This is a genomic window from Nocardioides cavernae (assembly GCF_013410035.1).
Classification (GTDB): domain Bacteria; phylum Actinomycetota; class Actinomycetes; order Propionibacteriales; family Nocardioidaceae; genus Nocardioides; species Nocardioides cavernae_A.
In genome coordinates this window covers 214,631-233,937 of the sequence record NZ_JACCBW010000002.1, presented here as the reverse complement: position 1 = coordinate 233,937, position 19,307 = coordinate 214,631, and the positions used below count along the sequence as shown (strand labels likewise).

19 protein-coding genes are annotated in these 19,307 nt (G+C 74.8%); 4 read left to right on the top strand and 15 right to left on the bottom strand.

Annotation, left to right across the window (positions count from 1 at the left end):
• Nucleotides 1–142: 142 nt before the first annotated feature.
• The 3 genes from hutI to F4692_RS08640 are packed head-to-tail and all read right to left on the bottom strand — an operon-like array spanning nucleotide 143 to nucleotide 3,845.
• Nucleotides 143–1,327, bottom strand: coding sequence for an imidazolonepropionase (gene hutI / locus F4692_RS08650; RefSeq protein WP_179619282.1), 1,185 nt, complete (start codon nucleotides 1,325–1,327; stop codon nucleotides 143–145).
• Nucleotides 1,324–2,640 (bottom strand): formimidoylglutamate deiminase, encoded by a 1,317-nt coding sequence (locus F4692_RS08645; RefSeq protein WP_179619281.1) that lies wholly within the window; start codon nucleotides 2,638–2,640, stop codon nucleotides 1,324–1,326. Before F4692_RS08645 ends, hutI begins: the two co-directional genes overlap by 4 nt.
• The gene (locus tag F4692_RS08640; RefSeq protein ID WP_218858369.1) at nucleotides 2,637–3,845 is read right to left on the bottom strand and encodes an allantoate amidohydrolase; all 1,209 of its coding nucleotides are present in this window, start codon (nucleotides 3,843–3,845) and stop codon (nucleotides 2,637–2,639) included. The genes F4692_RS08645 and F4692_RS08640 overlap by 4 nt, the downstream gene beginning before the upstream one ends.
• 97 nt (nucleotides 3,846–3,942) lie before the next feature.
• Between F4692_RS08640 and F4692_RS08635 the strand changes: the two genes are divergently transcribed.
• Nucleotides 3,943–4,539 (top strand): nitroreductase family protein, encoded by a 597-nt coding sequence (locus F4692_RS08635; protein ID WP_179619280.1) that lies wholly within the window; start codon nucleotides 3,943–3,945, stop codon nucleotides 4,537–4,539.
• On the opposite strand, the gene F4692_RS08630 is transcribed toward F4692_RS08635, so the two are convergent.
• Genes F4692_RS08630 through F4692_RS08620 form a run of 3 tightly spaced genes read right to left on the bottom strand, consistent with a single transcriptional unit; the run spans nucleotide 4,486 to nucleotide 7,228 of the window.
• The gene (locus F4692_RS08630) at nucleotides 4,486–5,340 is read right to left on the bottom strand and encodes a serine/threonine-protein kinase (RefSeq protein ID WP_179619279.1); all 855 of its coding nucleotides are present in this window, start codon (nucleotides 5,338–5,340) and stop codon (nucleotides 4,486–4,488) included. The genes F4692_RS08635 and F4692_RS08630 overlap by 54 nt on opposite strands.
• Entirely contained in the window at nucleotides 5,337–7,073 is a 1,737-nt protein-coding gene (locus F4692_RS08625; RefSeq protein WP_179619278.1) for an ABC transporter ATP-binding protein, read from the bottom strand. The genes F4692_RS08630 and F4692_RS08625 overlap by 4 nt, the downstream gene beginning before the upstream one ends.
• Before the next feature lie 11 nt (nucleotides 7,074–7,084).
• Nucleotides 7,085–7,228, bottom strand: a complete 144-nt coding sequence (locus F4692_RS08620; protein ID WP_179619277.1) for a hypothetical protein — start codon at nucleotides 7,226–7,228, stop codon at nucleotides 7,085–7,087.
• A gap of 134 nt (nucleotides 7,229–7,362) precedes the next feature.
• Here F4692_RS08620 and F4692_RS08615 point away from each other — a divergent pair, with 134 nt between their 5' ends.
• Together F4692_RS08615 and F4692_RS08610 are read left to right on the top strand one after the other, a co-directional pair.
• Nucleotides 7,363–8,709, top strand: coding sequence for a M20/M25/M40 family metallo-hydrolase (locus F4692_RS08615; protein ID WP_179619276.1), 1,347 nt, complete (start codon nucleotides 7,363–7,365; stop codon nucleotides 8,707–8,709).
• Nucleotides 8,706–10,175, top strand: a complete 1,470-nt coding sequence (locus F4692_RS08610) for an MFS transporter (RefSeq protein WP_179619275.1) — start codon at nucleotides 8,706–8,708, stop codon at nucleotides 10,173–10,175. Before F4692_RS08615 ends, F4692_RS08610 begins: the two co-directional genes overlap by 4 nt.
• A 71-nt stretch (nucleotides 10,176–10,246) precedes the next feature.
• Here F4692_RS08610 and F4692_RS08605 read toward each other — a convergent pair whose 3' ends face one another.
• Entirely contained in the window at nucleotides 10,247–10,876 is a 630-nt protein-coding gene (locus F4692_RS08605; protein ID WP_179619274.1) for a maleylpyruvate isomerase family mycothiol-dependent enzyme, read from the bottom strand.
• Between the two features lie 124 nt (nucleotides 10,877–11,000).
• Between F4692_RS08605 and F4692_RS08600 the strand changes: the two genes are divergently transcribed.
• Entirely contained in the window at nucleotides 11,001–11,936 is a 936-nt protein-coding gene (locus F4692_RS08600; RefSeq protein WP_179619273.1) for a hypothetical protein, read from the top strand.
• A 4-nt stretch (nucleotides 11,937–11,940) separates the two neighbouring features.
• On the opposite strand, the gene F4692_RS08595 is transcribed toward F4692_RS08600, so the two are convergent.
• The 8 genes from F4692_RS08595 to F4692_RS08560 all read right to left on the bottom strand — a co-directional run bounded on the left by F4692_RS08595 (nucleotide 11,941) and on the right by F4692_RS08560 (nucleotide 19,284).
• Nucleotides 11,941–12,195: a PspC domain-containing protein gene (locus tag F4692_RS08595; RefSeq protein WP_179619272.1), complete on the bottom strand. Its 255-nt coding sequence runs from the start codon at nucleotides 12,193–12,195 to the stop codon at nucleotides 11,941–11,943.
• 89 nt (nucleotides 12,196–12,284) lie between these two features.
• Nucleotides 12,285–13,517 (bottom strand): 4-alpha-glucanotransferase, encoded by a 1,233-nt coding sequence (locus tag F4692_RS08590; protein ID WP_179619271.1) that lies wholly within the window; start codon nucleotides 13,515–13,517, stop codon nucleotides 12,285–12,287.
• A 57-nt stretch (nucleotides 13,518–13,574) separates the two neighbouring features.
• A complete protein-coding gene (locus tag F4692_RS08585) occupies nucleotides 13,575–14,237 on the bottom strand; it encodes a response regulator (RefSeq protein WP_179619270.1) in 663 nt (220 codons plus the stop codon).
• Entirely contained in the window at nucleotides 14,234–15,508 is a 1,275-nt protein-coding gene (locus F4692_RS08580; protein ID WP_179619269.1) for a sensor histidine kinase, read from the bottom strand. The genes F4692_RS08585 and F4692_RS08580 overlap by 4 nt, the downstream gene beginning before the upstream one ends.
• Nucleotides 15,505–16,536 (bottom strand): acyltransferase family protein, encoded by a 1,032-nt coding sequence (locus tag F4692_RS08575; RefSeq protein ID WP_218858368.1) that lies wholly within the window; start codon nucleotides 16,534–16,536, stop codon nucleotides 15,505–15,507. The genes F4692_RS08580 and F4692_RS08575 overlap by 4 nt, the downstream gene beginning before the upstream one ends.
• On the bottom strand, nucleotides 16,533–17,483 hold the full coding sequence (locus F4692_RS08570; protein ID WP_308645220.1) for a D-alanine--D-alanine ligase family protein: 951 nt from the start codon (nucleotides 17,481–17,483) through the stop codon (nucleotides 16,533–16,535). The genes F4692_RS08575 and F4692_RS08570 overlap by 4 nt, the downstream gene beginning before the upstream one ends.
• Nucleotides 17,480–18,658 carry an alanine racemase gene (gene alr / locus F4692_RS08565; RefSeq protein ID WP_308645219.1) on the bottom strand — a complete coding sequence of 393 codons (1,179 nt, stop codon included), beginning with the start codon at nucleotides 18,656–18,658 and terminating at the stop codon, nucleotides 17,480–17,482. The genes F4692_RS08570 and alr overlap by 4 nt, the downstream gene beginning before the upstream one ends.
• A complete protein-coding gene (locus F4692_RS08560) occupies nucleotides 18,655–19,284 on the bottom strand; it encodes a M15 family metallopeptidase (RefSeq protein ID WP_179619267.1) in 630 nt (209 codons plus the stop codon). Before F4692_RS08560 ends, alr begins: the two co-directional genes overlap by 4 nt.
• Between the last annotated feature and the right edge of the window lie 23 nt (nucleotides 19,285–19,307).

Below are 19,307 nucleotides of genomic sequence, written 5' to 3'. Positions count from 1 at the left end.
CTATCTGTGCGCGCCGGGCTACCTCAGATGACCTGAGGTGGGGCGTACGGCGGCGTCTGAGGTAGCTGGCACCCGCTCCCTCGGGGTAGTCCAGTGAGACGTGGCTGCCGGGGGCGCGCCCCGACGGCCACTTCCCACTGGACTACCCCGCGAGCGCCGGGCGGCCGGCCTGCCAGACCCCCGCGACGAGCGGGACACCGGGGCGGTAGGCGAGGTGGACGTAGGAGGGTGCGTCGAGGAGGACGAGGTCGGCCGACGTGCCGGGCGCGAGCACCCCGACGTCGTCGCGGTCCAGGGCCGCCGCGCCCCCGGCGGTCGCGGCGTGGAGGGCCTCGGCCGGGCTCATCCGCATCTCGCGCACGGCCAGCGCGATGCACAGCGCCATCGACGAGGTGAAGCACGAGCCGGGGTTGCAGTCGCTGGCCAGCGCCACGCGTACGCCCGCGTCGAGGAGGCGACGCGCGTCGGGGTAGGGCTGGCGGGTGGAGAACTCGACGCCGGGCAGCAGGGTGGCGATGGTCCCGCTGGACGCCAGCGCGGCGACGTCGTCGTCGGACAGGAAGGTGCAGTGGTCGACCGCGACGAGGCCGAGCTCGCAGGCGAGCCGGACGCCCCCGCCGTACGTCAGCTGGTTGGCGTGGAGCCGTCCGCGCAGGCCGCTGTCGGACCCCGCGGCGAGGATGGCGCGCGCCTGGTCGACGTCGAAGGCGCCGTCCTCGCAGAACACGTCGATCCACCGCGCGTGCGGTGCGGCGGCCGCGAGCATGGGGCCGGTGACGAGGTCGACGTACTCCTCGGGGGCGGTGCCTGCGGGGACGACGTGGGCGCCGAGGAACGTGGTCTCGTCGGTGAACTGCCGTGCCACCGCGAGGCTGCGCGCCTCGTCGTGGACCGACAGCCCGTAGCCGCTCTTGATCTCGACGGTCGTGGTGCCCTGGGCGCGCATCTCGGCGACGAGCCGGGCGACGTGCGCGGTGAGCTGCTCGTCGGTGGCGGCGCGGGTCCGCGCGACGGTGGTGCGGATGCCGCCGGCCGTGTAGGGCTGGCCGGTCATCCGCGCCTCGAACTCCGCGGAGCGGTCGCCGGCGAAGACGAGGTGGCTGTGCGAGTCGACGAAGCCGGGGACCACGGCGCGACCACCCGCATCGACCTGCACGTCGGCGGCGGGGGCGTCCGCCGACGCTCCCACCCAGGCCACCCGGCTGCCCTCGAGCACGACGGCCGCGTCGGACACGAGGCCCAGGAGCCCGCCCTGCTCGGTGCGCGCCGGGTCGTTGGTCGCGAGCTCGCCGATGCCGGTGATCACGGTCGAGACCTGGTGGGTCATCGCGGATCCTCTCCCCAGATGCGGGCGACGGCTGCCTCGAGCGCGAGCCCGACGTCGTAGCGCTGCCCCTCCTCGACGACCCACTGGCCGTCGACCATCACGCGCTGCACGTCCTCGGCGGTCGCGGCGAACACCACCGCGCCCTCGTCACGGCCGGCGCCGGCGGTGCGTGGGCTCGCCGGGTCGACGACCACGAGGTCGGCCCGGCGGCCGACGGCGATGGCACCCGCGTCGTCCCAGCCGAGCGATGCGTGCCCGTCCGTGGTGGCGGCGGTCAGCAGCTCGACGGCGGACCAGTGCCCGCGCTGCTGGGTCGCGAGCCGCTCGTCGAGCTCCACGGCCCGCATCTCCTCGAACAGGTCGATCACCGCGTGGCTGTCCGAGCCGAGGGTCAGTCGCGCGCCCGCGTCGTGCAGCCGACGGCTCGGCCCGATGCCGTCGCCGAGGTCGCGCTCCGTGGTCGGGCAGAAGCTCGCGTGGGCCCGGGCCGCCCCGATCAGGTCGATGTCGTCGTCGGTGAGGTGGGTGGCGTGCACGAGCGAGGTGGTCGGCGCGAGGAGACCGTGGTCGGCGAGCAGCCGCGCGGGCGTGATGCCGTACGCCTCGAGGCAGGCGGTGTTCTCGGCGACCTGCTCGGACAGGTGCACGTGGAAGGGGCGGCCGCCGAGCCGCCCGGCCACCGCTCCGAGGTCGCTCGCCGGCACCGCGCGGACGGAGTGGACCGCCATGCCGGTGAGGGCGTGCGGCGCGGCGGGCAGGGCGTCGACGCGGTCTGCCCACGCCTCGACGCCGTGGTCGGTGTAGCGCAGCTGGGCGCCCTGGGGCGGCACCCCGAAGCCCGAGGAGAGGTAGAGCGTGTCGAGCAGGGTGATCCGGACACCGGCCTGCCGGGCCGCCTCGACGAGCACCTCGCCCATCTCGTTGGGGTCGGCGTAGGGCGAGCCGTCGGGCCGGTGGTGCACGTAGTGGAACTCCCCCACGCACGTGATCCCGGCGGCCGCCATCTCGCGGTAGGTCGCGCGGGCCAGGGCGAGGTAGGTGTCGGGGTCGAGGCGGGCGGCGACGGCGTACATCTGGTCGCGCCAGGTCCAGAACGTCCCCCGCTCGCGCTGGGTGCGACCGCGCAGGGCGCGGTGGAACGCGTGGCTGTGGGTGTTGGCCAGGCCGGGGACGACGAGGCCGCGGACCGGGATGGCGCGCGGGGGGTCGCTGTCGGGGGTGACCGAGGTGAAGCGGCCGTGCTCGACGTCGACGAGGACGTCGTCGGCGAAGCGGTCGCCGAGCCAGGCGCGCTCGAGGAGGTACGCCGTCATGCCGGGTCCGCCGTCAACTCGGCCAGCACGTCGGCGAGGGCCTCGACGCCGGCCAGGCAGTCGGCGGTCTCGGCGTGCTCCTCGGGCGAGTGCGAGACGCCGGTGGGGTTGCGGACGAAGACCATGGCGGTGGGGATGCCCGCGCCGGAGAGGATCCCGGCGTCGTGGCCGGCCTGGGTCGCGATGACCGGCCAGTCGCCGACCCCGGCGAGACGGGCGGCCAGGTCGGCGTCGAAGGCCACCGAGCCCGACACCGACTCGGCCGTCACGGCCAGGGTGGTGCCGTCGCGACCGGCACGGTCCGCGGCCTGCCGCTCGATCTCGCCGACGAGGGTGGCCAGCGCGTCGTCGGACGACGCGCGCGCGTCCAGCCAGGCCGTGACGAGGGAGGGAACGGCGTTGGTGCCGTTGGGCTCGACGGCGATCCGACCGAACGTCGCGCGCTGCGTGGCGAGCCGGGCCTGCTTGTTGGCCGCGAGCACGGTCATGGCGTAGGTGAGCATCGGGTCGCGGCGGTCCTCCATGCGCGTCGTGCCTGCGTGGTTGGCCTGCCCGGCGAAGTCGAAGCGCCACCGCCCGTGCGGCCAGATCTCGCTCGCCAGCCCGACGGCGACCCCGCGGTCGACGAGGTCGCGGCCCTGCTCGACGTGGAGCTCGACGAAGGTGCCGACCCGGCCGAGGTCCATCAGGCCCCGGGCGGGGTCCAGGCCGGCCGAGTCGATCGCGTCGGGGAGGAAGACGCCGTCGCGGTCGCGGAGCTCGCGCGCGGCGTCCCACGTCGTCGCACCGGTCGCGAGCCGCGAGCCGAGGCAGGCGCGCCCGAAGCGCGAGCCCTCCTCCTCGACGAAGACGCCGATGCCGATCGGGCGTGCCGGCTCGACGCCGCGGGCGCGGAGGACGTCGAGCGCCGCCAGCGCGGACAGGACGCCGAGCGGGCCGTCGTACGCCCCGCCCTCGAGGACGGAGTCGAGGTGCGATCCGGTGAGGACGCCCGGCGCCTGCGGGTCCGCACCCTCCCACCAGGCGACCTGGTTGCCGACGCCGTCCGTCTCGACCGTGAGGCCGCGGACGGCGCAGGCCTCGACGAACCAGTCCCGGAGCTCGACCTCCGCGGAGTCCCACGGCGAGCGGTTGTAGCCCCCCGAGGAGGCCGACCGGCCGACCGGTGCGAGGTCGCGCCACATCTGCTCGAAGTCGTCCGGCATGGGACCAGTCCACCGGTCGCGCCGGGACCGGTCAACGCGGAGGGGCGGTCGTACGTCTCGGATCCCAGACGCGGTGGCGGAGTGAGAGCCTGACAGCATGGAGTTCCGCGAGGTCGTCAGGCGCCGCCGGATGGTGCGCCGCTACTCCGACGCGCCGGTGGACCCGGACGTCGTCGACCGGATGCTCGCGCACGCGCAGCGCGCACCCAATGCGGGGTTCACCCAGGGCTGGGCGTTCCTGGTGCTCGACACCCCCGCGGACGTCGCGCGGTTCTGGGAGTCGACGGGCGCCGACCCGGGGACGCACAACGCGTGGCTCGACGGGATGCGGACCGCGCCGGTCGTGATCGTGCCGCTCACGTCGAAGCGCGCCTACCTCGACCGGTACGCCCAGCCGGACAAGGGCTGGACCGACCGGGCGGAGGGCCGCTGGCCGGTGCCGTACTGGTGGGTCGACGCGGGGATGGCGTCGCTGCTCGTCCTGCAGACGGCGGTCGACGAGGGCCTCGGCGCGTGCTTCTTCGGCATCCCCGGCGAGCACGTCGCGTCCTTCCGGGAGGCGTTCGGGGTCCCCGAGGACCACGCGCCGGTCGGCGCGATCACGGTCGGCCACCGGCTCGCCGACACCGGCGCGCAGGGCTCACCGGCGCGGCGCGAGCGTCGGGACGACGTCGTCCACCGCGGGCGCTGGTGAGCGCAGCGGCTCCAGCACCGTGCGTACCTGCGCGAGGAGCGGGCGCGACGCCGGGTCGAGGCTGACACAGGCGGCGAGCACCTCACGCACCTGCTCGGGCACCGCCTCCATCCCCGCGGGCGAGCGCGGCATCCGGCGGTGGACCAGCGGCCAGCGCCGGCGGCTGTCCCACGTGGCCTCGTCGCCGTACGGCGCGGTGCGGGCCAGCGCGTCGATCAGCGTCATCCCGAGCCCCCACACGTCGGTGGCCGGCGACAGCCCACGACCGGTGGCCTGCTCGGGCGCGAGGTAGCCGCGGGTGCCCGCACCCGGCCGGCCCGCACCCGGGCGGCCGGCGAGGCTGAGGTCGAGGAGCACCGCCTTGCCGTGGTCCACGACGACGTTGTCGGGCTTGAGGTCGAGGTGCAGCCAGTCGTGGCGGTGGAGGAAGCCCAGCACCGAGGCGAGCTGGCAGCCGAGCTCCGCGGCGTCGGCGAGCCCGAGCGGCTCCTCGTCGACGAGCGCCGAGAGGGTGGCCCCGCGCAGCGTCTCGAGGACGACGGCCGGCGGGTCGTCGAGCACGTCGTAGCCGCGGACGAGGTGGGGGTGGGCGAGGGTGGTCGCCAGGTGCCCCTCGAGCAGGACCGCCTGGCGCACGCGCGGGTCGTCGCGCCGGTCGGCGCGCAGCAGCTTGACGACGCAGCGGGTGCCCCGCGCCTCGTCCCATGCGTCCCAGGTCTCGAGCCGCCGCCCGTCGGCCAGCAGGGCGAGCGGTCGGTAGCCGGCGGGCAGGTCGCCGGCGGGCCCACGGCGCCGGCTCATCCCGCGACCTCCATCGGGGAGCGGTCGAGGGACACGACCCGGTCGACGTGCTCGAGCACCACCGGGTCGTGGGTGAGGACCACGATCGTGCGCTCGCGCGGGCCGCTCGTCAGGGCGACCATGAGGCGGCGCGCGGCGTCGGCGTCGAGACCGGTCGTCGGTTCGTCGAGGACCAGCACGCGGCCGGGGCGCAGGAGCGCCCGCGCGACGGCGAGGCGCTGGCGCTGGCCGCCGGACAGGCTGCGACCGCGCTGGCCGATGCGGGTGTCGTAGCCGTGCGGCAGGGCCTCGACGAACGCGTGCGCCCCCGCGTCGCGGGCCGCCGCGCGCACCTCCGCGCGGCTCGCGTCGGGCCGGCCGAGGACCAGGTTGTCGTGGACGGAGGCGTCCATCATCAGCTGCTCCTGGTGGACGACGGTGACGACGTCGCGCACCGAGGCGGCGGTGTGCGCGGCGACGTCGCGGCCGTCGATGGCGACGACGCCCGCGTCCGCGACGAGCTGGCGCGACAGCAGCCGGCCGAGGGTGGACTTCCCGGAGCCGCTCGGGCCGACGAGGGCGACCACCTCCCCGGCGGCGACCTCGAGCGAGAGCCCGGCCAGCGCCGGTCGCGGTGCCCCGGGATAGGCGTACGCCACCTCCCGCACGGAGAGTGCCCCGGGCCCGGCGGGCAGGGGCGTGGCGCCCTCGCGGTCGCCGCCTGCGGGCTCGTCCAGGAGCTCGACGACGCGCTCGACCCCCGCGCTGGCCGAGTAGAGGGAGGGGACCAGGTCGGCCAGCGTGCGGACCGGTCCGAAGCACTGCATGAGCAGCGTGAGGAAGGCGAGCAGCCCGCCGAGCGTGAGTCGGTCGGTCGACAGGGACCAGACGCCGAGGCCGACCACGACGAGCACGCCGACCAGCTCGGCGAGGTCGACCAGCGGGAGGAAGAGGGCGCGGATCCGGCTGGCCGCGAGCTCGGCGCCGGCGATCGCCCGGTTGTGGCCGTCGTAGGTGGCGACGGCTCGGTCCTCGCGGCCGTACGACTGCACGAGTGCGGCGTTGGCGAGGGCCTCCTCGGTGACGCTGCCCAGCGAGCCGCCGCGGCGCCGGCGCTCACGGGAGACGTCGCGGGTCAGGCGGGCGAAGCGGGTCGAGACCCACCAGAAGAGGGGCGCCACGACGAGCGAGGCGAGCGCGAGGACCCAGTCCATCCAGAGCAGCGCACCGACGAGGACGACGAGCCGCACGAGCGCGCCGAGGCCCTCGCCCACCTGGCTGACCATGAACCGCTCCACCGCCGCCACGTCGGAGGTGAGGCGGGTGAGGGTGTCGCCGAGGCGGCGGCGGTCGTGGGTCGCGGACGGCAGCGAGAGGACGTGGGCGAAGACGTCTCGGCGCAGCCCCACGAGGAAGCGCTGCGAGACGTAGGTTGCGAGGTAGTCGTCCGCACCGGACACCATGCCGCTGGCCAGGTTGAGCCCGACGTACAGCAGGGCGAGCACGAGCAGCGGCTCGAAGGCGGCCGGGACCAGCACGTCGTCGACCAGCCGCTGGTAGAGCATCGCCTCGGCGACCGCGATGGCGGGCGCCGCGACCATGAGGAGCAGCCCGAGGAGGAGCCACCCGCGCAGCGGCCGCAGCCGTGGCCAGAACCGGCGTCCGATGTCGACGAGGCGCAGCGGCCCGGCGATGTCCACGAGTGCGTCCGCCTCGGGCGTGGGCCGGAGCGCACGCCCGAGACGTCCGTGCACGGTGCGCGCGCTCAGTTCGTGCGCGAGCGCGAGCGGCTGCGGTTGCGGTTGCGGCGCCGGCGACGACGGCGGCGGCGCCCGTCGTCGCTGGTGGAGTCCCCGCGGCGGGCCTGGACGGCCGGCGCGAGGGCGGAGAGGATTCCGGAGCGGGCCATGACGGCCTCCTTCGGTGGTGGTGTCCGGGGGTGTTCCCGGCTGACGAGGACGAATCTGCCCGTCGGTCATGACGTGTCGATGAGCTGACCGTGAGAGCCCCCTCATCGAGCGTCGCGGGCAGTACGGTCTGCCCATGACCGACCGCACGAACGCCCGAGTGGTCACCGCGCTGCAGGCGCTCGTACGCATCCCGACCGTGTCCGACCGCGACCCGTCGCGGGTCGACGGCGAGGCCTTCGACCGCCTGCTGGCCGAGCTGGAGACGCAGTTCCCGCTGCTGCACCAGCACCTCGACTTGACCCGGGTCGGCCCGCACGGCCTGCTGTTCCACTGGGCGGGCGCGAGCGCCGAGCGACCGGTCGTGCTGATGGCGCACCTCGACGTCGTGCCCGTCGACGGCGAGGCGCCGTGGCGGCACGACCCCTTCGGCGGCGCGATCCACGACTCCGACGTCGGACCCGCGATCTGGGGGCGCGGCACCCTCGACGACAAGGGCTGCGTGGCCGGGATCTGCGAGGCCGTCGAGCAGCTGCTCGAGGCCGGCCACGTGCCGGCGCAGGACGTGTGGCTGTCCTTCGGCTGCGACGAGGAGGTCAGCGGCACGGCCGCGGTGGAGGCGGTCGGCGTGCTCCGCGAGCGCGGCGTGACGCCCTGGCTGGTCCTCGACGAGGGTGGCGCGATCGCCGGCGGCGCCTTCCCGGGCGTGACGGCCCCGCTCGGGGTCATCGGCGTCACCGAGAAGGGCACCACGTCGCTCGAGCTCGTCGCCGAGGGCCGCGGCGGCCACGCCTCGACGCCGGCGCGCAACGGCCCCACGGCCCGAATCGCGCGGGCGATCCTGCGGATCGAGAGGTCACCCTTCCCCGCCTCCGCGCCCCCGCCCACGCTCGAGCTGATGCGACGCCTCGCCCCGCACGTGCCCCTCCCGCTGCGTCCGCTGCTCGGCCGGGCGAACCGGCTCGCACCGGTCGTCACGCGTGCCCTGCTCGCCGCCGGCCCCGAGGCCGCGGCGATGACCCGGACCACCGTCGCCACCACCACCCTCAGCGGGTCCCCCGCCCTCAACGTCATCGCCTCGACCGCCCGCGCCGGGCTCAACATCCGGGTGATGGTCGGCGACACGGTGGCCGGGGTCGTCGAGCACGTCCGGAAGGCGATCGCCGACGACTCGATCCGGATCGACGTCGTCGAGTCCGGCGAGCCGTCACCGATCTCCCCGATGGACGAGGCCTTCGAGCTGCTCGAGGACTGCATCGGCGCGGTGTTCCCCGAGGCGGTCGCGACGCCGTACGTGATGATGGCGGCCACCGACTCGCGGCACTTCACCGCGATCAGCGAGCACGTCTACCGCTTCGCCCCCTTCCGGATGACCAAGGCGCAACGCCAGGCCATCCACTCCTACGACGAGCACATCGGCGTCGACGACCTGGTCGACGGCGCCCGGTGGTACCGGCTCCTGATCGAGAGGCTCCCCGCATGAGCGTCACCGAGCGTTCGGCCCCGACGGCGGTGAAGGGCCTCGCCACCATCGTGGGCTTCCTCGTGCTGGTCGAGTTCGCCAGCGGGATCCTGCAGGGCTACTACACGCCGATCTACCCGCAGATCGCCGAGCACCTCTCGATCCTCGAGGGCGACATCAACTGGTTCGAGGCGGCGCAACTGATCGTCAGCGCGCTCTGCATCCCGTTGCTCGCCCGGCTCGGCGACCTCGTCGGCCACAAGAAGGTCCTGCTCATCTCGACGGCTGTCACCGCGCTCGGCTCGTGGTGGCTCGCCTTCGCCCCCGGCTTCACGACCTTCCTCATCGGCTGGGCGCTCCAGGGCGCGTACGTCGTGTGGCTGCCGCTGGAGATCGCGATCATCCACCGTCGCACCCGCGACTCCGGGCGCCAGGAGCTGCTCACCCGGCGCGGTGCCGCGATCCTCGTCGGCTCGCTCGAGCTGGCCGTCATCATCGGGGCGGTGTCCAGCGGGCTGCTCGTCGAGTCGATGGACATGAACCTCCTCCTCGCCCTGCCCGCCGTCGTCGTCACGGCCGTGTTCTTCGTGATCCTCGTCGGCATCGAGCAGGCGCCCGGCGACGACAGCGGCGGCGGCATCGACTGGACCGGCCTCGGGCTCGTCACGGTCGCGCTCGGCGTCCTGATGGGCGGCCTCGTGCTGCTCCGGGTGGACGGTGCGGGCTCGCTCCTCGGGTGGCTCACCCTGCTGGTGTCCGTCGGCGCGTTCGTCGTCTTCTGGCGCTTCGAGCAGCGCCACCCCGAGCCGATCGTCGACGTGCGGCTGCTGTCCAGCCCGGCGCAGTGGCCCGTGCAGGTGACGGCGTTCCTCTTCGGCATCCCGGTCCTCGGCGGCCAGATCCCGTTGTCGACCTACGCGCAGGCCGACCCCGTCGAGCGCGGCTACGGCCTCGGCGCGGAGCCGGCCTTCGTCTCGACCCTCATCGGGCTCTACGTCATCACCCTCGCGATCGGCGCCTTCACCCTGCCGCTGACGACGCGCCTGCTCGGGGGCGTACGCCGGGCGCTGGTCGTCGCGTGCTGCCTCGTCGGGGTCGGCTACCTGCTGTGGCTGCCGTTCCACGACGAGACCTGGCAGGCACTGATCAACATGGGCATCGCCGGCGTCGGGTCGGGCGCCCTCGTCGCGGCGCTCCCGGCAGCCGCCGCCGCGGCCGCTCCCCCGGAGCGCACCGGTATCGCGACCGGCATGACCAACGGCACCAAGACCGTGGGCGGTGCGATCGCCTCGGCGATCTTCGCGATCGCGCTGACCGCGACGGGCTCCCTGGACGCGGCCTCCGAGCAGGTCGCCCCGCTCAGCGGCTACCTCACGGTCTGGGCGGTCTGCGCCGGGGCGGCCTTCCTGGCCGCGCTCGCGCTCCTCGCCGCGCCGCGGCACGCGTTCAGCGATGGGCCGGGGGTCCCGTCAGTGATCCCCGGCTGACCGGGGATCGCTGACGTTGTCGGCCTGCGCAACGCCTGACAACTTCAGGGAGAGCCTGACAACCCCGCCGTTCAGCCCGCGAGCGCGGCCCGCAGCCGCGGGACGCCGTCGCCCGTGAGGTCGGCGAGCCCGGCGACCCGCCCGGACGACACCAGCAGCAGCGAGACGAGCGGGCCGACGACCTCGGGGCCCTCGCCCAGGCGTACGTCCGCGTCGGTGGCGCGCAGCGTCAGGCCGGCGAGGTGCTGCTTGCCGCCGCCGAGCGCGACGGAGGTGCGCGCCTGGTGCGCGAGCGCGCGCCCGCCCGCCTCCGCCGGGTAGACGCGGGTGAGCCCCAGCGGCCGACGGACGTCCTCGCCGTGGGCGACCTCCTCGACGAGCCGGCTGTCGAGCGGGGCGGGTGGGGTGGTCCGCCGGTCGACCACCGCGCGCAGCCGCTCGAGCGTCTCGGCGGGGGTGGACCCCTTCCACCGCGCGACGCCGGCAGCGTTCTGGCGGTCGAAGTCGAACCGTGCCCGCACCATCGCCACGACGATCCCGACCCGGGTCGTGCGCGCGTTGTCGACGAGGTGCGCAGCGACGTCGTGCACGGTCCAGCCCGCGCACAGAGACGGAACCTCCCACTGCTCGGGCGTCAGCGTCGCGAGGTCGTCGACGAGCGCCTGCCGCTCGGCGGCGACCAGGTCCCAGGCGTCAGTCATGGGGGCAGCCTGTCAGGAGGCGGTGACACCGCGCCGCCGCACGTGCGGCGGTCATGGTCCCCGGATCGCTCCCCAGGCGGCCACGTCCGCAGCACGTGCGGCGTGGACGCGCTAGGTTGCCGCCATGACTCGGGGGACTCGGGCACGCCTCGCTGCGCTCGTCGCTGGACTGATCGCACTGCCAGTGCTCACCTCGCCACCCGCAGCGGCCGGGGACCGGCCGGCCCGGACGTCGGCGACAGCTGCCACGACAGCGGCCCGTGCCACTGCGTCGCTGCCCGGCGGCGGGAAGACCGTCTTCGGCAGGAAGCGCTTCCTCACCGCCTACTACGGCACCGCCGCGACCGGGGCGCTCGGCGTCCTCGGCGAGACCGACCCGGACACGGCCTTCCAGCGGATCGCGAAGGCCGGCAAGCCGTTCCTGGGCCGCACGGAGCGGCTGCTCCCGGTCTACGAGCTCATCGTCACCGTGGCCGACGGCGCCGACTACCCCGGCACCGACGGCGACCACGCGCACGACGTGCTGCACAGCCGCGTCCAGGCCTACATCGACGCCGCGCACCGCAACGGCGCGCTGCTGCTGCTCGACCTCCAGCCGGGGCGTACGGACTTCCTGACCGCCGCGAAGCGGTGGGAGTGGGCGCTGCAGGACCCGTGGGTCGGCCTGGCCCTCGACCCGGAGTGGCGCGTCGGGCCGGGCGAGTTCCCCGGTCAGCAGATCGGCTCGGTGCGCGCCCGGGAGATCAACCGCACCGCCGGCTGGCTGTCGCGGCTGACCCGTGACAACGGCCTGCCGGAGAAGCTCTTCGTGGTGCACCAGTTCACCGACTCGATGGTGCCCGACATCCGGAAGGTACGCCGCCGCGACGGCCTCGCGATGGTGCAGCACGTCGACGGCTTCGGCAGCCCGGCCGACAAGCTCGCGACCTACCGCGACGTCGCCGTGCCGCGGAAGTTCACGATGGGCTTCAAGCTCTTCTACGACGAGGACGTGCCGCGGATGCGCCCGGCGCAGGTCCGGCGCTCGCTGCCGGACGTGCGGTTCGTGTCGTTCCAGTAGGGGGTCAGCGGGCCGGGAAGGCGTGGCGCGCGGCGGCGGCCTCGACGCTGTCCTCGGACGGCATGAGGAACCACAGCAGCGGGTAGATGAGGATCTGGCTGCCCGGGATCGCGAACATCGTCACGACGAACAGCAGCCGGGTCACCCACGGCGTGAGGCCGAGACGGCGCCCGACCCCGGCGCAGACGCCGCCGATGATCGCGCGGTCGGTCGAGCGGACCAGGCCTTGGCGGGCGAGGGAGGTGCGGATCTTTTCCATGCCTCCAGCATGCGTCGCGGGGGCGGGCCGGGCCATCCGGAACGACCCCTGTCCGACCCCGAGACCGGCCCAGGGGTCAGGCGCCGGGGTCAGCCGCCGAGGCGCCCGTGCTCCTCGGTGACCGCGCGCAGCCGGGCCGCGAGGTCGGCGGTGAGCATCCCGGGCTCGAGCCGCCACGACCAGGTCGCCGCGGTGCCGGGGGTGTTCATCCGCGCCTCGGCGCCCAGCGACAGCACGTCCTGGGCCTGCACCATGGCGACGCGGCAGGGCGTCGCGTGCGCGAGCCGGATCATCGCCCACGCGGGATCGGGGTCGTCGGCACCCGCTGCCACGAAGGCGCGGCGCGCCTCGCGTCGGCGTACGTCCTCCAGCTCCCCCCACCAGCCGACGACGGTGTCGTTGTCGTGGGTGCCGGTGTAGACGACCTGGTCGCGACGCAGGTTCTCCGGCTCGTGGCGCCGGTCGTCGCCGTCGGGGTCGAACGCGAACTGCAGGACCGCCATGCCGGGGAAGCCCAGGGCGTCGCGCAGCTCCTCGACCGGGGCGTCGATCACGCCGAGGTCCTCGGCGACGACGGGCAGCGGGCCGAGTCGCGCGGTCGCCGCGTCGAAGACGGCGCGCCCCGGGCCCGGCTCCCACGTCCCGTGCTCGGCCGTCGGGTGCCCGGCCGGCACGGCCCAGAAGGCCGCGAAGCCGCGGAAGTGGTCGATGCGGACCAGGTCGTGCAGGGCCAGGCTGCGGCGCAGCCGCTCCACCCACCACGTGTAGCCGTCGGCTGCCATCGCGTCCCAGTCGTAGAGCGGGTTCCCCCAGAGCTGGCCGCTGTCGGTGAAGGCGTCGGGTGGTACGCCCGCGACCGCGTCGTCGCGGAACAGCCCGGGCCACGCCGCCGCGTCGGCGCTGCCGGCGGCGACGTAGATCGGGATGTCACCCATCAGCCGCACGCCGTGGTCGGCCGCGAAGGAGCGCAGCGCCGCCCACTCGCGCTCGAAGCGCACCTGGTCGGCGAGGTCTCCGCCGTGCTCGACCCACGACCCGGCCCAGTAGGCGTGCTGCTCGGCGAAGGCCGCCACCTCGTCCGCGCCGACGGGCGCCTGCGGGTCCTCGAGGAGACCGGGCGACGCGGCGAACGCGGAGGGAGAGGCGTACGGCGAGCCGTGCGCGTCGGGGACGGTCAGGGGCAGGACCTGCCAGACCGTCTGCCCGGCGGCGGCGAGCCACCGCACGAAGTCCCGCGCGGGCTCGCCGAGCCGGCCGCCCGGCAGCGAGGTGACGTGGAGCTGGACGCCGGCGGCCCGGTCGGGGATGCCTCGGATGACCATGCCCGCAAGCCTGTCACGCGGCGGGTGGGGCGCCGCAGGTCCCGAGGGGCGGGAACCTCAGCCCGCTCCGACCAGGCCGTGCTCGTGCGCGAAGACCACGATCTGCACCCGGTCGCGCAGGGACAGCTTGCGCAGCACCGACCCGACGTGGGTCTTCACGGTGGACTCGGAGGCGAAGATCTGCTGGGCGATCTCGGTGTTGGACAGGCCGCGGGCGACGGCGGCGAACACCTCGCGCTCCTTGTCCGTGAGCGAGAGGTACGCCGTGGGCGCGGGCGCGCGCGCGACGAACTGCCCCTGCAGCAGCAGCGAGAGGTCGGCCGGGGCGAGGACGGCGTTGCCGGTGTGGACCGTGCGGATCGCGTCGCGCAGCATCAGCGGGGTGGTGTCCTTGAGCAGGAAGCCGCTCGCGCCGTAGCGGATCGCGGTCGCTGCCCGGTCGTCGAGATTGAAGGTCGTCAGCACGACGACCCGCAACGGGGTCTGCCGCTTGGACACCCGCTCCGGCGCGAAGAGCTGGCGGGTGGCCTCGACGCCGTCCATCTCGGGCATCCGGATGTCCATCAGCACGACGTCGGGCTGGAGCTCGTCGCACACCGCGATCGCCTCGAACCCGTCGCCGGCGACGCCGACGACCTCCATCCCCTCCTGCGCGTCGACGATCGTCCGGACGCCCTCGCGGAACAGCTCCTGGTCGTCGACCAGCACGACCCGGATCATGCGCCGCCCCGCACGGGCACCCAGGCCGTGGCGGTGAACGTCGGGCCGCCGGCCTCCTCGCGACGGCGTACGTCCAGCCGGCCGCCGACCGCCTCCAGTCGCCGACGCATCCCCTCGACACCCTGGCCCGGCGTCGGTGCGGGGGCGTCGGGCGCGAGGGTGCGCAGCGGCTGCGTGGCGTCGTCAGCGACGGCGACGGCGTTGCGGACCTCGAGGCGCAGCTCGCCCTCCCAGTGGCGTTCGACGGTCACGGCCACGTCGCGGCGGCCGTGCTTGATGGCGTTCGTCAGCATCTCCTGCAGCACACGGTAGGCGACGGTCTCCAGCTCGGGCGGCAACGGCTGCGGCCGTCCGACGACGGTCGAGACGACCTCGTGACCGCTGGAGCGCACCCCCTCGACGAGGCTGTCGAGGCTGCCGCTGCGGCTCGTGGCGGTCGAGGCCTGCGTGCTGGTCAGCACCTGCCGGACGTCCTGCAGCGAGGTCCGCGCCGAGGTCGCGATGGTCGCCATCGTCTCCTTGAGCCTGCCGGCGAGCTGCTCGGGATCGTCGTCCTTGAGGTACTGCGCGGACTCGGCCTGGGCGAGGATCACCGCCAGGGAGTGCCCGACGACGTCGTGCACGTCGCGGGCCAGCCGCGCCTGCTCCTCGCGGAGGTGGGCGATCTCGCGGGCCTGCTCGGTCTCGTTGATCGCCCGCGCGGCGTCCTGCTCCGCCGCGACCTGGGAGACCCTGGACTCCTCGGCACGCGAGACGAAGCGCATCACCAGGCCGGCGAGCCACGGTGAGCCCAGCACGAACATCCCGAGCAGGGCGCTGGCGACCTGCCACGAGGTCCCGAAGCGGTAGGCCGAGTCGATCACGGTGGTGTAGTCGAAGAGGCCCGACAGCGCCTCGTAGACCTCCGAGGCCCCGAAGAGGACGACGGCCACCGCGCCGAGGGGGACCGACAGGCCGCTGAGCACCACCACGAGCGGGCTGCCCCACCGCGCGGCTCCGAAGAGGACCATGGCGAGCGCCGCCTGGGTGAGCAGGACCTGGGTGCCGGACGCCAGCTGCAGCAGGCACACCACCCACACGAGGCAGACCGCCGCACCGGGGGCGCGCCGGCTCAGCCCGACGGCCGCGGCGGTGCCGATCGCCACGTAGGCCAGGTCCCACCAGTCCTCCCACACGGCCTTCGTGCGCGAGGCCTCGACGAGGCCGAGGACGAGCACCGCGGCCGCGATGCCCAGGTCGGGCGCCCACGCCCGGAGCCGGTCGGGCGTCATGCCGACACCGTCTGCGGCGCACGGGACCGTCGGGCGACGCGCGTCTCGACCAGGCGCCAGCTGACCGCCGCCATCACGAGCGTGAGCGCGAGCGCCACCGGGCCCGCGAGGCCGTCGAGGGACGGGCGCAGCCACAGCGTGAGCGGGTAGTTCCACAGGTACGCCCCGTAGGACACCGTGCCGAGCACCACCAGGGCCCGCGCCGGACCGGAGACGTCGGCCCAGGTCCGCCACGACAGCAGCAGGACCGCGGTCAGCGCAGCGATGGCGGGGCCTCCTGCCAGGTAGGTGAGGGCGTGACCCCGCAATGGAACCACGCTCAGGACCGCCAGCCCGACCAGCGCCACGGGCACCGCCAGCGCGGGCACGACGAGCCGCCGGCCGAGCAGCCGGGTGGCGCCCCCGACGACGAAGCAGACGGCCCAGGAGGTCGGGAGGGAGTACGCCAGGTCCGGCTCCTCGCGCAGCCAGACCAGGGTGGCGGCGCAGGCCAGCACGCAGGCACCTGCGACGAGGAGCAGGGCGAGGTGCGTCCGGCCGCGTGCTGCCGCTGCCACCAGGACCGCCGGCCACAGCAGGTAGAACTGCTCCTCCGTCGCCAGGGTCCACAGGTGGAACGTCGCGTCGCTGGCGTGCCCGAACGGCAGGTTCCCGGTCCACGTCAGCGCGACCAGCACGGTCTTCACGAGCTCGTCGCGGTCCCCGAGCGGGTCGAGCAGGAGCGTGACCACCACGACGCCCGCGACCAGGAACAGCAGTGCCGGCACGAGGCGGCGCGCGCGGCGTACGTAGAACCTGCGCAGGTCCACCCGTCCGGTCCGGTCGAGCTCGTCGACCAGCAGCCCGGTGATGAGGTAGCCGCTGAGGGCGAAGAACATGACGACCCCCACGACGCCGGCGCCCGGGAAGACCGACGGCCACGCATGGCGCAGCATCACCAGCGCGATCGCCATGCCGCGCAGCAGGTCGATCCCGTCGATGCGCCCGGAGCGCTGCTGGGACGCCTGTGCGGACGACTGCGCGGTCACGCGGGCAGCACGTCGCGGACGAGGCGGTCCAGCAGGTCGGCGTACGACAGGCCCGCGGCGGCGAACATCTTCGGCACCTGCGACTGCTCGGTGAAGCCGGGCATCGTGTTGACCTCGTTGAGCACCGGACCGTGCTCGGTCACGAAGAAGTCGACCCGCGCGACGCCGGCGCACCCGAGGGCGTCGTAGACCGCGAGCGCCGCCTGCTCCAGGTCCGTGCGGGCGACGTCGTCCAGCGCGGCCGGGATGCGGAAGTCCGCACCCCCGCCGTACTTCGCGTCGAAGTCGAACCAGCCGTCGACGACGATCTCCAGCGCCGGGGAGACGACCCGGGCGCCGTCGGCCGTGCCGAGGACGGCGACGTCGATCTCGCGTCCCACGACGACGTCCTCGACGAGGACCCGGTCGTCGAGTGCGAGCGCGGCGTCGAGCGCCGCGGCCAGCTCCGCCGCCTCGCGCACCAGGGTGACGCCGTGGCTGGAGCCGGCGGCCACCGGCTTGACGACGACCGGGTGCGTGAAGGCGTACGTCGCGGCCGAGGTCGCGGTGAGCAGCAGGCCCGGCGCGGTGGCGATGCCGAGGGCGCCGGCGACGAGCTTGGTGGCCCACTTGTCCATCGCCAGCGCGCCGGCGCCGACGCCCGAGCCGACGTAGGCCACACCGGCCAGCTCGCAGAGCGCGGCGAGCGAGCCGTCCTCGCCGCGCGGGCCGTGCACGACCGGGAGGACGGCGGCGCACGACTGCAGCACGGCCACGGCGTCGCCGAGCGGCAGCACGCGCGCGCCGTCGTGCCACGTCCCGTCCTCGCCGATCGTCAGCCGGACGACGTCGTAGACCGTCGGGTCCAGCGCGTCGGCGACCGCCGCGGCGGAGGCGAGCGAGACGGCGTGCTCGCAGTTCTGGCCGCCGCCGACGACGGCGACACGGGTGCGGGACGGGCGGGTCACGAGAGGCTCCTGAGGGCGGGAATCGCGGGTGTGGCGGGGACGGTGATACGCCGCACGCGCGGGCCGATGCCCGTGACCACCTCGTGCGGGAGGGTGTCGGACCATCCGGCCCACTCGGCGACGGTGGGCTCGCCGGCGCCGCCGGGGCCGAGGACGGTGGCGGTGTCCCCCGGCTCGGCGTGGTCGTCGCCGAGGTCCACGACGACCTGGTCCATCGAGATGCGCCCGACGAGCCGACGTCGCCTGCCGCGGAGCAGCACCTCGGCGCGGCCGGAGGCCAGCCGCGGCAGCCCGTCGGCGTAGCCGAGCGGCAGCAGGGCCAGGTTCGTCGCGGCCGGTGCGGTCCAGGTGTGGCCGTAGCCGACCCCGGCGCCGGACCGCACCCGGCGCACGCTGACCACGGGCGCGGTGAGCGTCAGGCCGGAGCGCAGCGGTGTCGTGCTGGTGGGGTCGATCCCCACGAGGCCGGCGCCGACGCGGACCATCGTGTGGTGGCTGCGGACGTCGAGGAGCGTCGCGGCGGTCGCGGCGAGGTGCCGCCGGGCGGGTCGCAGGCCTGCGGCGCGGGCGGTCTCGACCCCCCACGCGAAGCGTCGGCGCCCTAGGGCGTTGCACTCGTCGGCGGGGTCGTCGGCGCACCCGAGGTGGCCCATCACGCCGACGACGCGCACCAGGCCGGCGCGCTCGGCGCGGCGGGCGGCCCGGCAGAGACCGGCCCACGCCGTCGGCTCGGCGCCGTCGCGGGCCATGCCGGTGTCGAGGTGCAGGTGGATGCGCGCCGACCGCTGGTGCGGTGCCGAGCGCTGGGCGGTGACGACCGCCTCGAGGTGCTCGCGCGAGGCGACGGCGAGCTCGACCTCGACGGCGAGCGCGTCGGCGTACGCCGCGTCGACCGGGTTGAGCCAGCTCAGCACCGGTGCGGTGAGGCCCGCGGCGCGCAGGTCGAGGGCCTCGGCGAGGCTGGTCACGCCCAGCGAGGTCGCGCCGTGGGCCAGCGCGGTGCGGGCGACGTCGGCGGCGCCGTGGCCGAAGCCGTCGGCCTTGACCACGGCCATCAGCTCGGCCGACGTGCGTGCCGCGAACAGGCGTGTGTTCGCCGCGACGGCGGAGAGGTCGACCTGGAGGCGGGGACCCGCGCAGTCCCGCGTGGTGGCCACGGCGGCCAGGGCGCTCACGCGGCGTCCTCGGCGCCGAGCCGCGCGGGCCCGTAGAGGGCCGCCCCGGCCCCCGTCGTCAGCGCCCAGTAGCGGTCGCCGTAGCTCCAGTGCCACCACTCGGTCGGGTAGTTCACCAGGCCCGCGCCGCCCAGCACCCGGGCGAGCAGGTCACGGTGGGCGCGGGCGTCGGCGCCGATCCCGTCCGCCGCGAAATAGCAGGCACCGTCCGACTGCTCGGGCGTCGCGTCGATCGGCGTGCCCAGGTCGAGCTCGTCGCCGCACGCGTCGACCAGGGTCAGGTCGACGGCCGCGCCGGCGACGTGCGGCGCGACGTCGACCGGCGAGACGAAGCGGCTCGTCAACCGGTGCAGGTCCTCGGGCGGGACATCGGGGTGCGCGGCACGGACCTCCGCGGAGTACGCCGCGATGATGGCGCGCTGGTCGGCCACGGACCGGTGGCCCTCGACGACCCGCAGCGCGACGCCGATCGGGAGCGAGCACTGCGCCGTGGCCAGGCGCTCGGCCAGCCCCTGTCGTACGAGCGCACGCGCGGGACCGAACGACGCGTCGAGGCGCACCAACGGCTCGCCGGACTCGCGGACGGGTACGGCGGCGACGCGCGGGTCGGAGAGGAGGATCAGCATGACGCCAACGCTCGCGCCTGAGG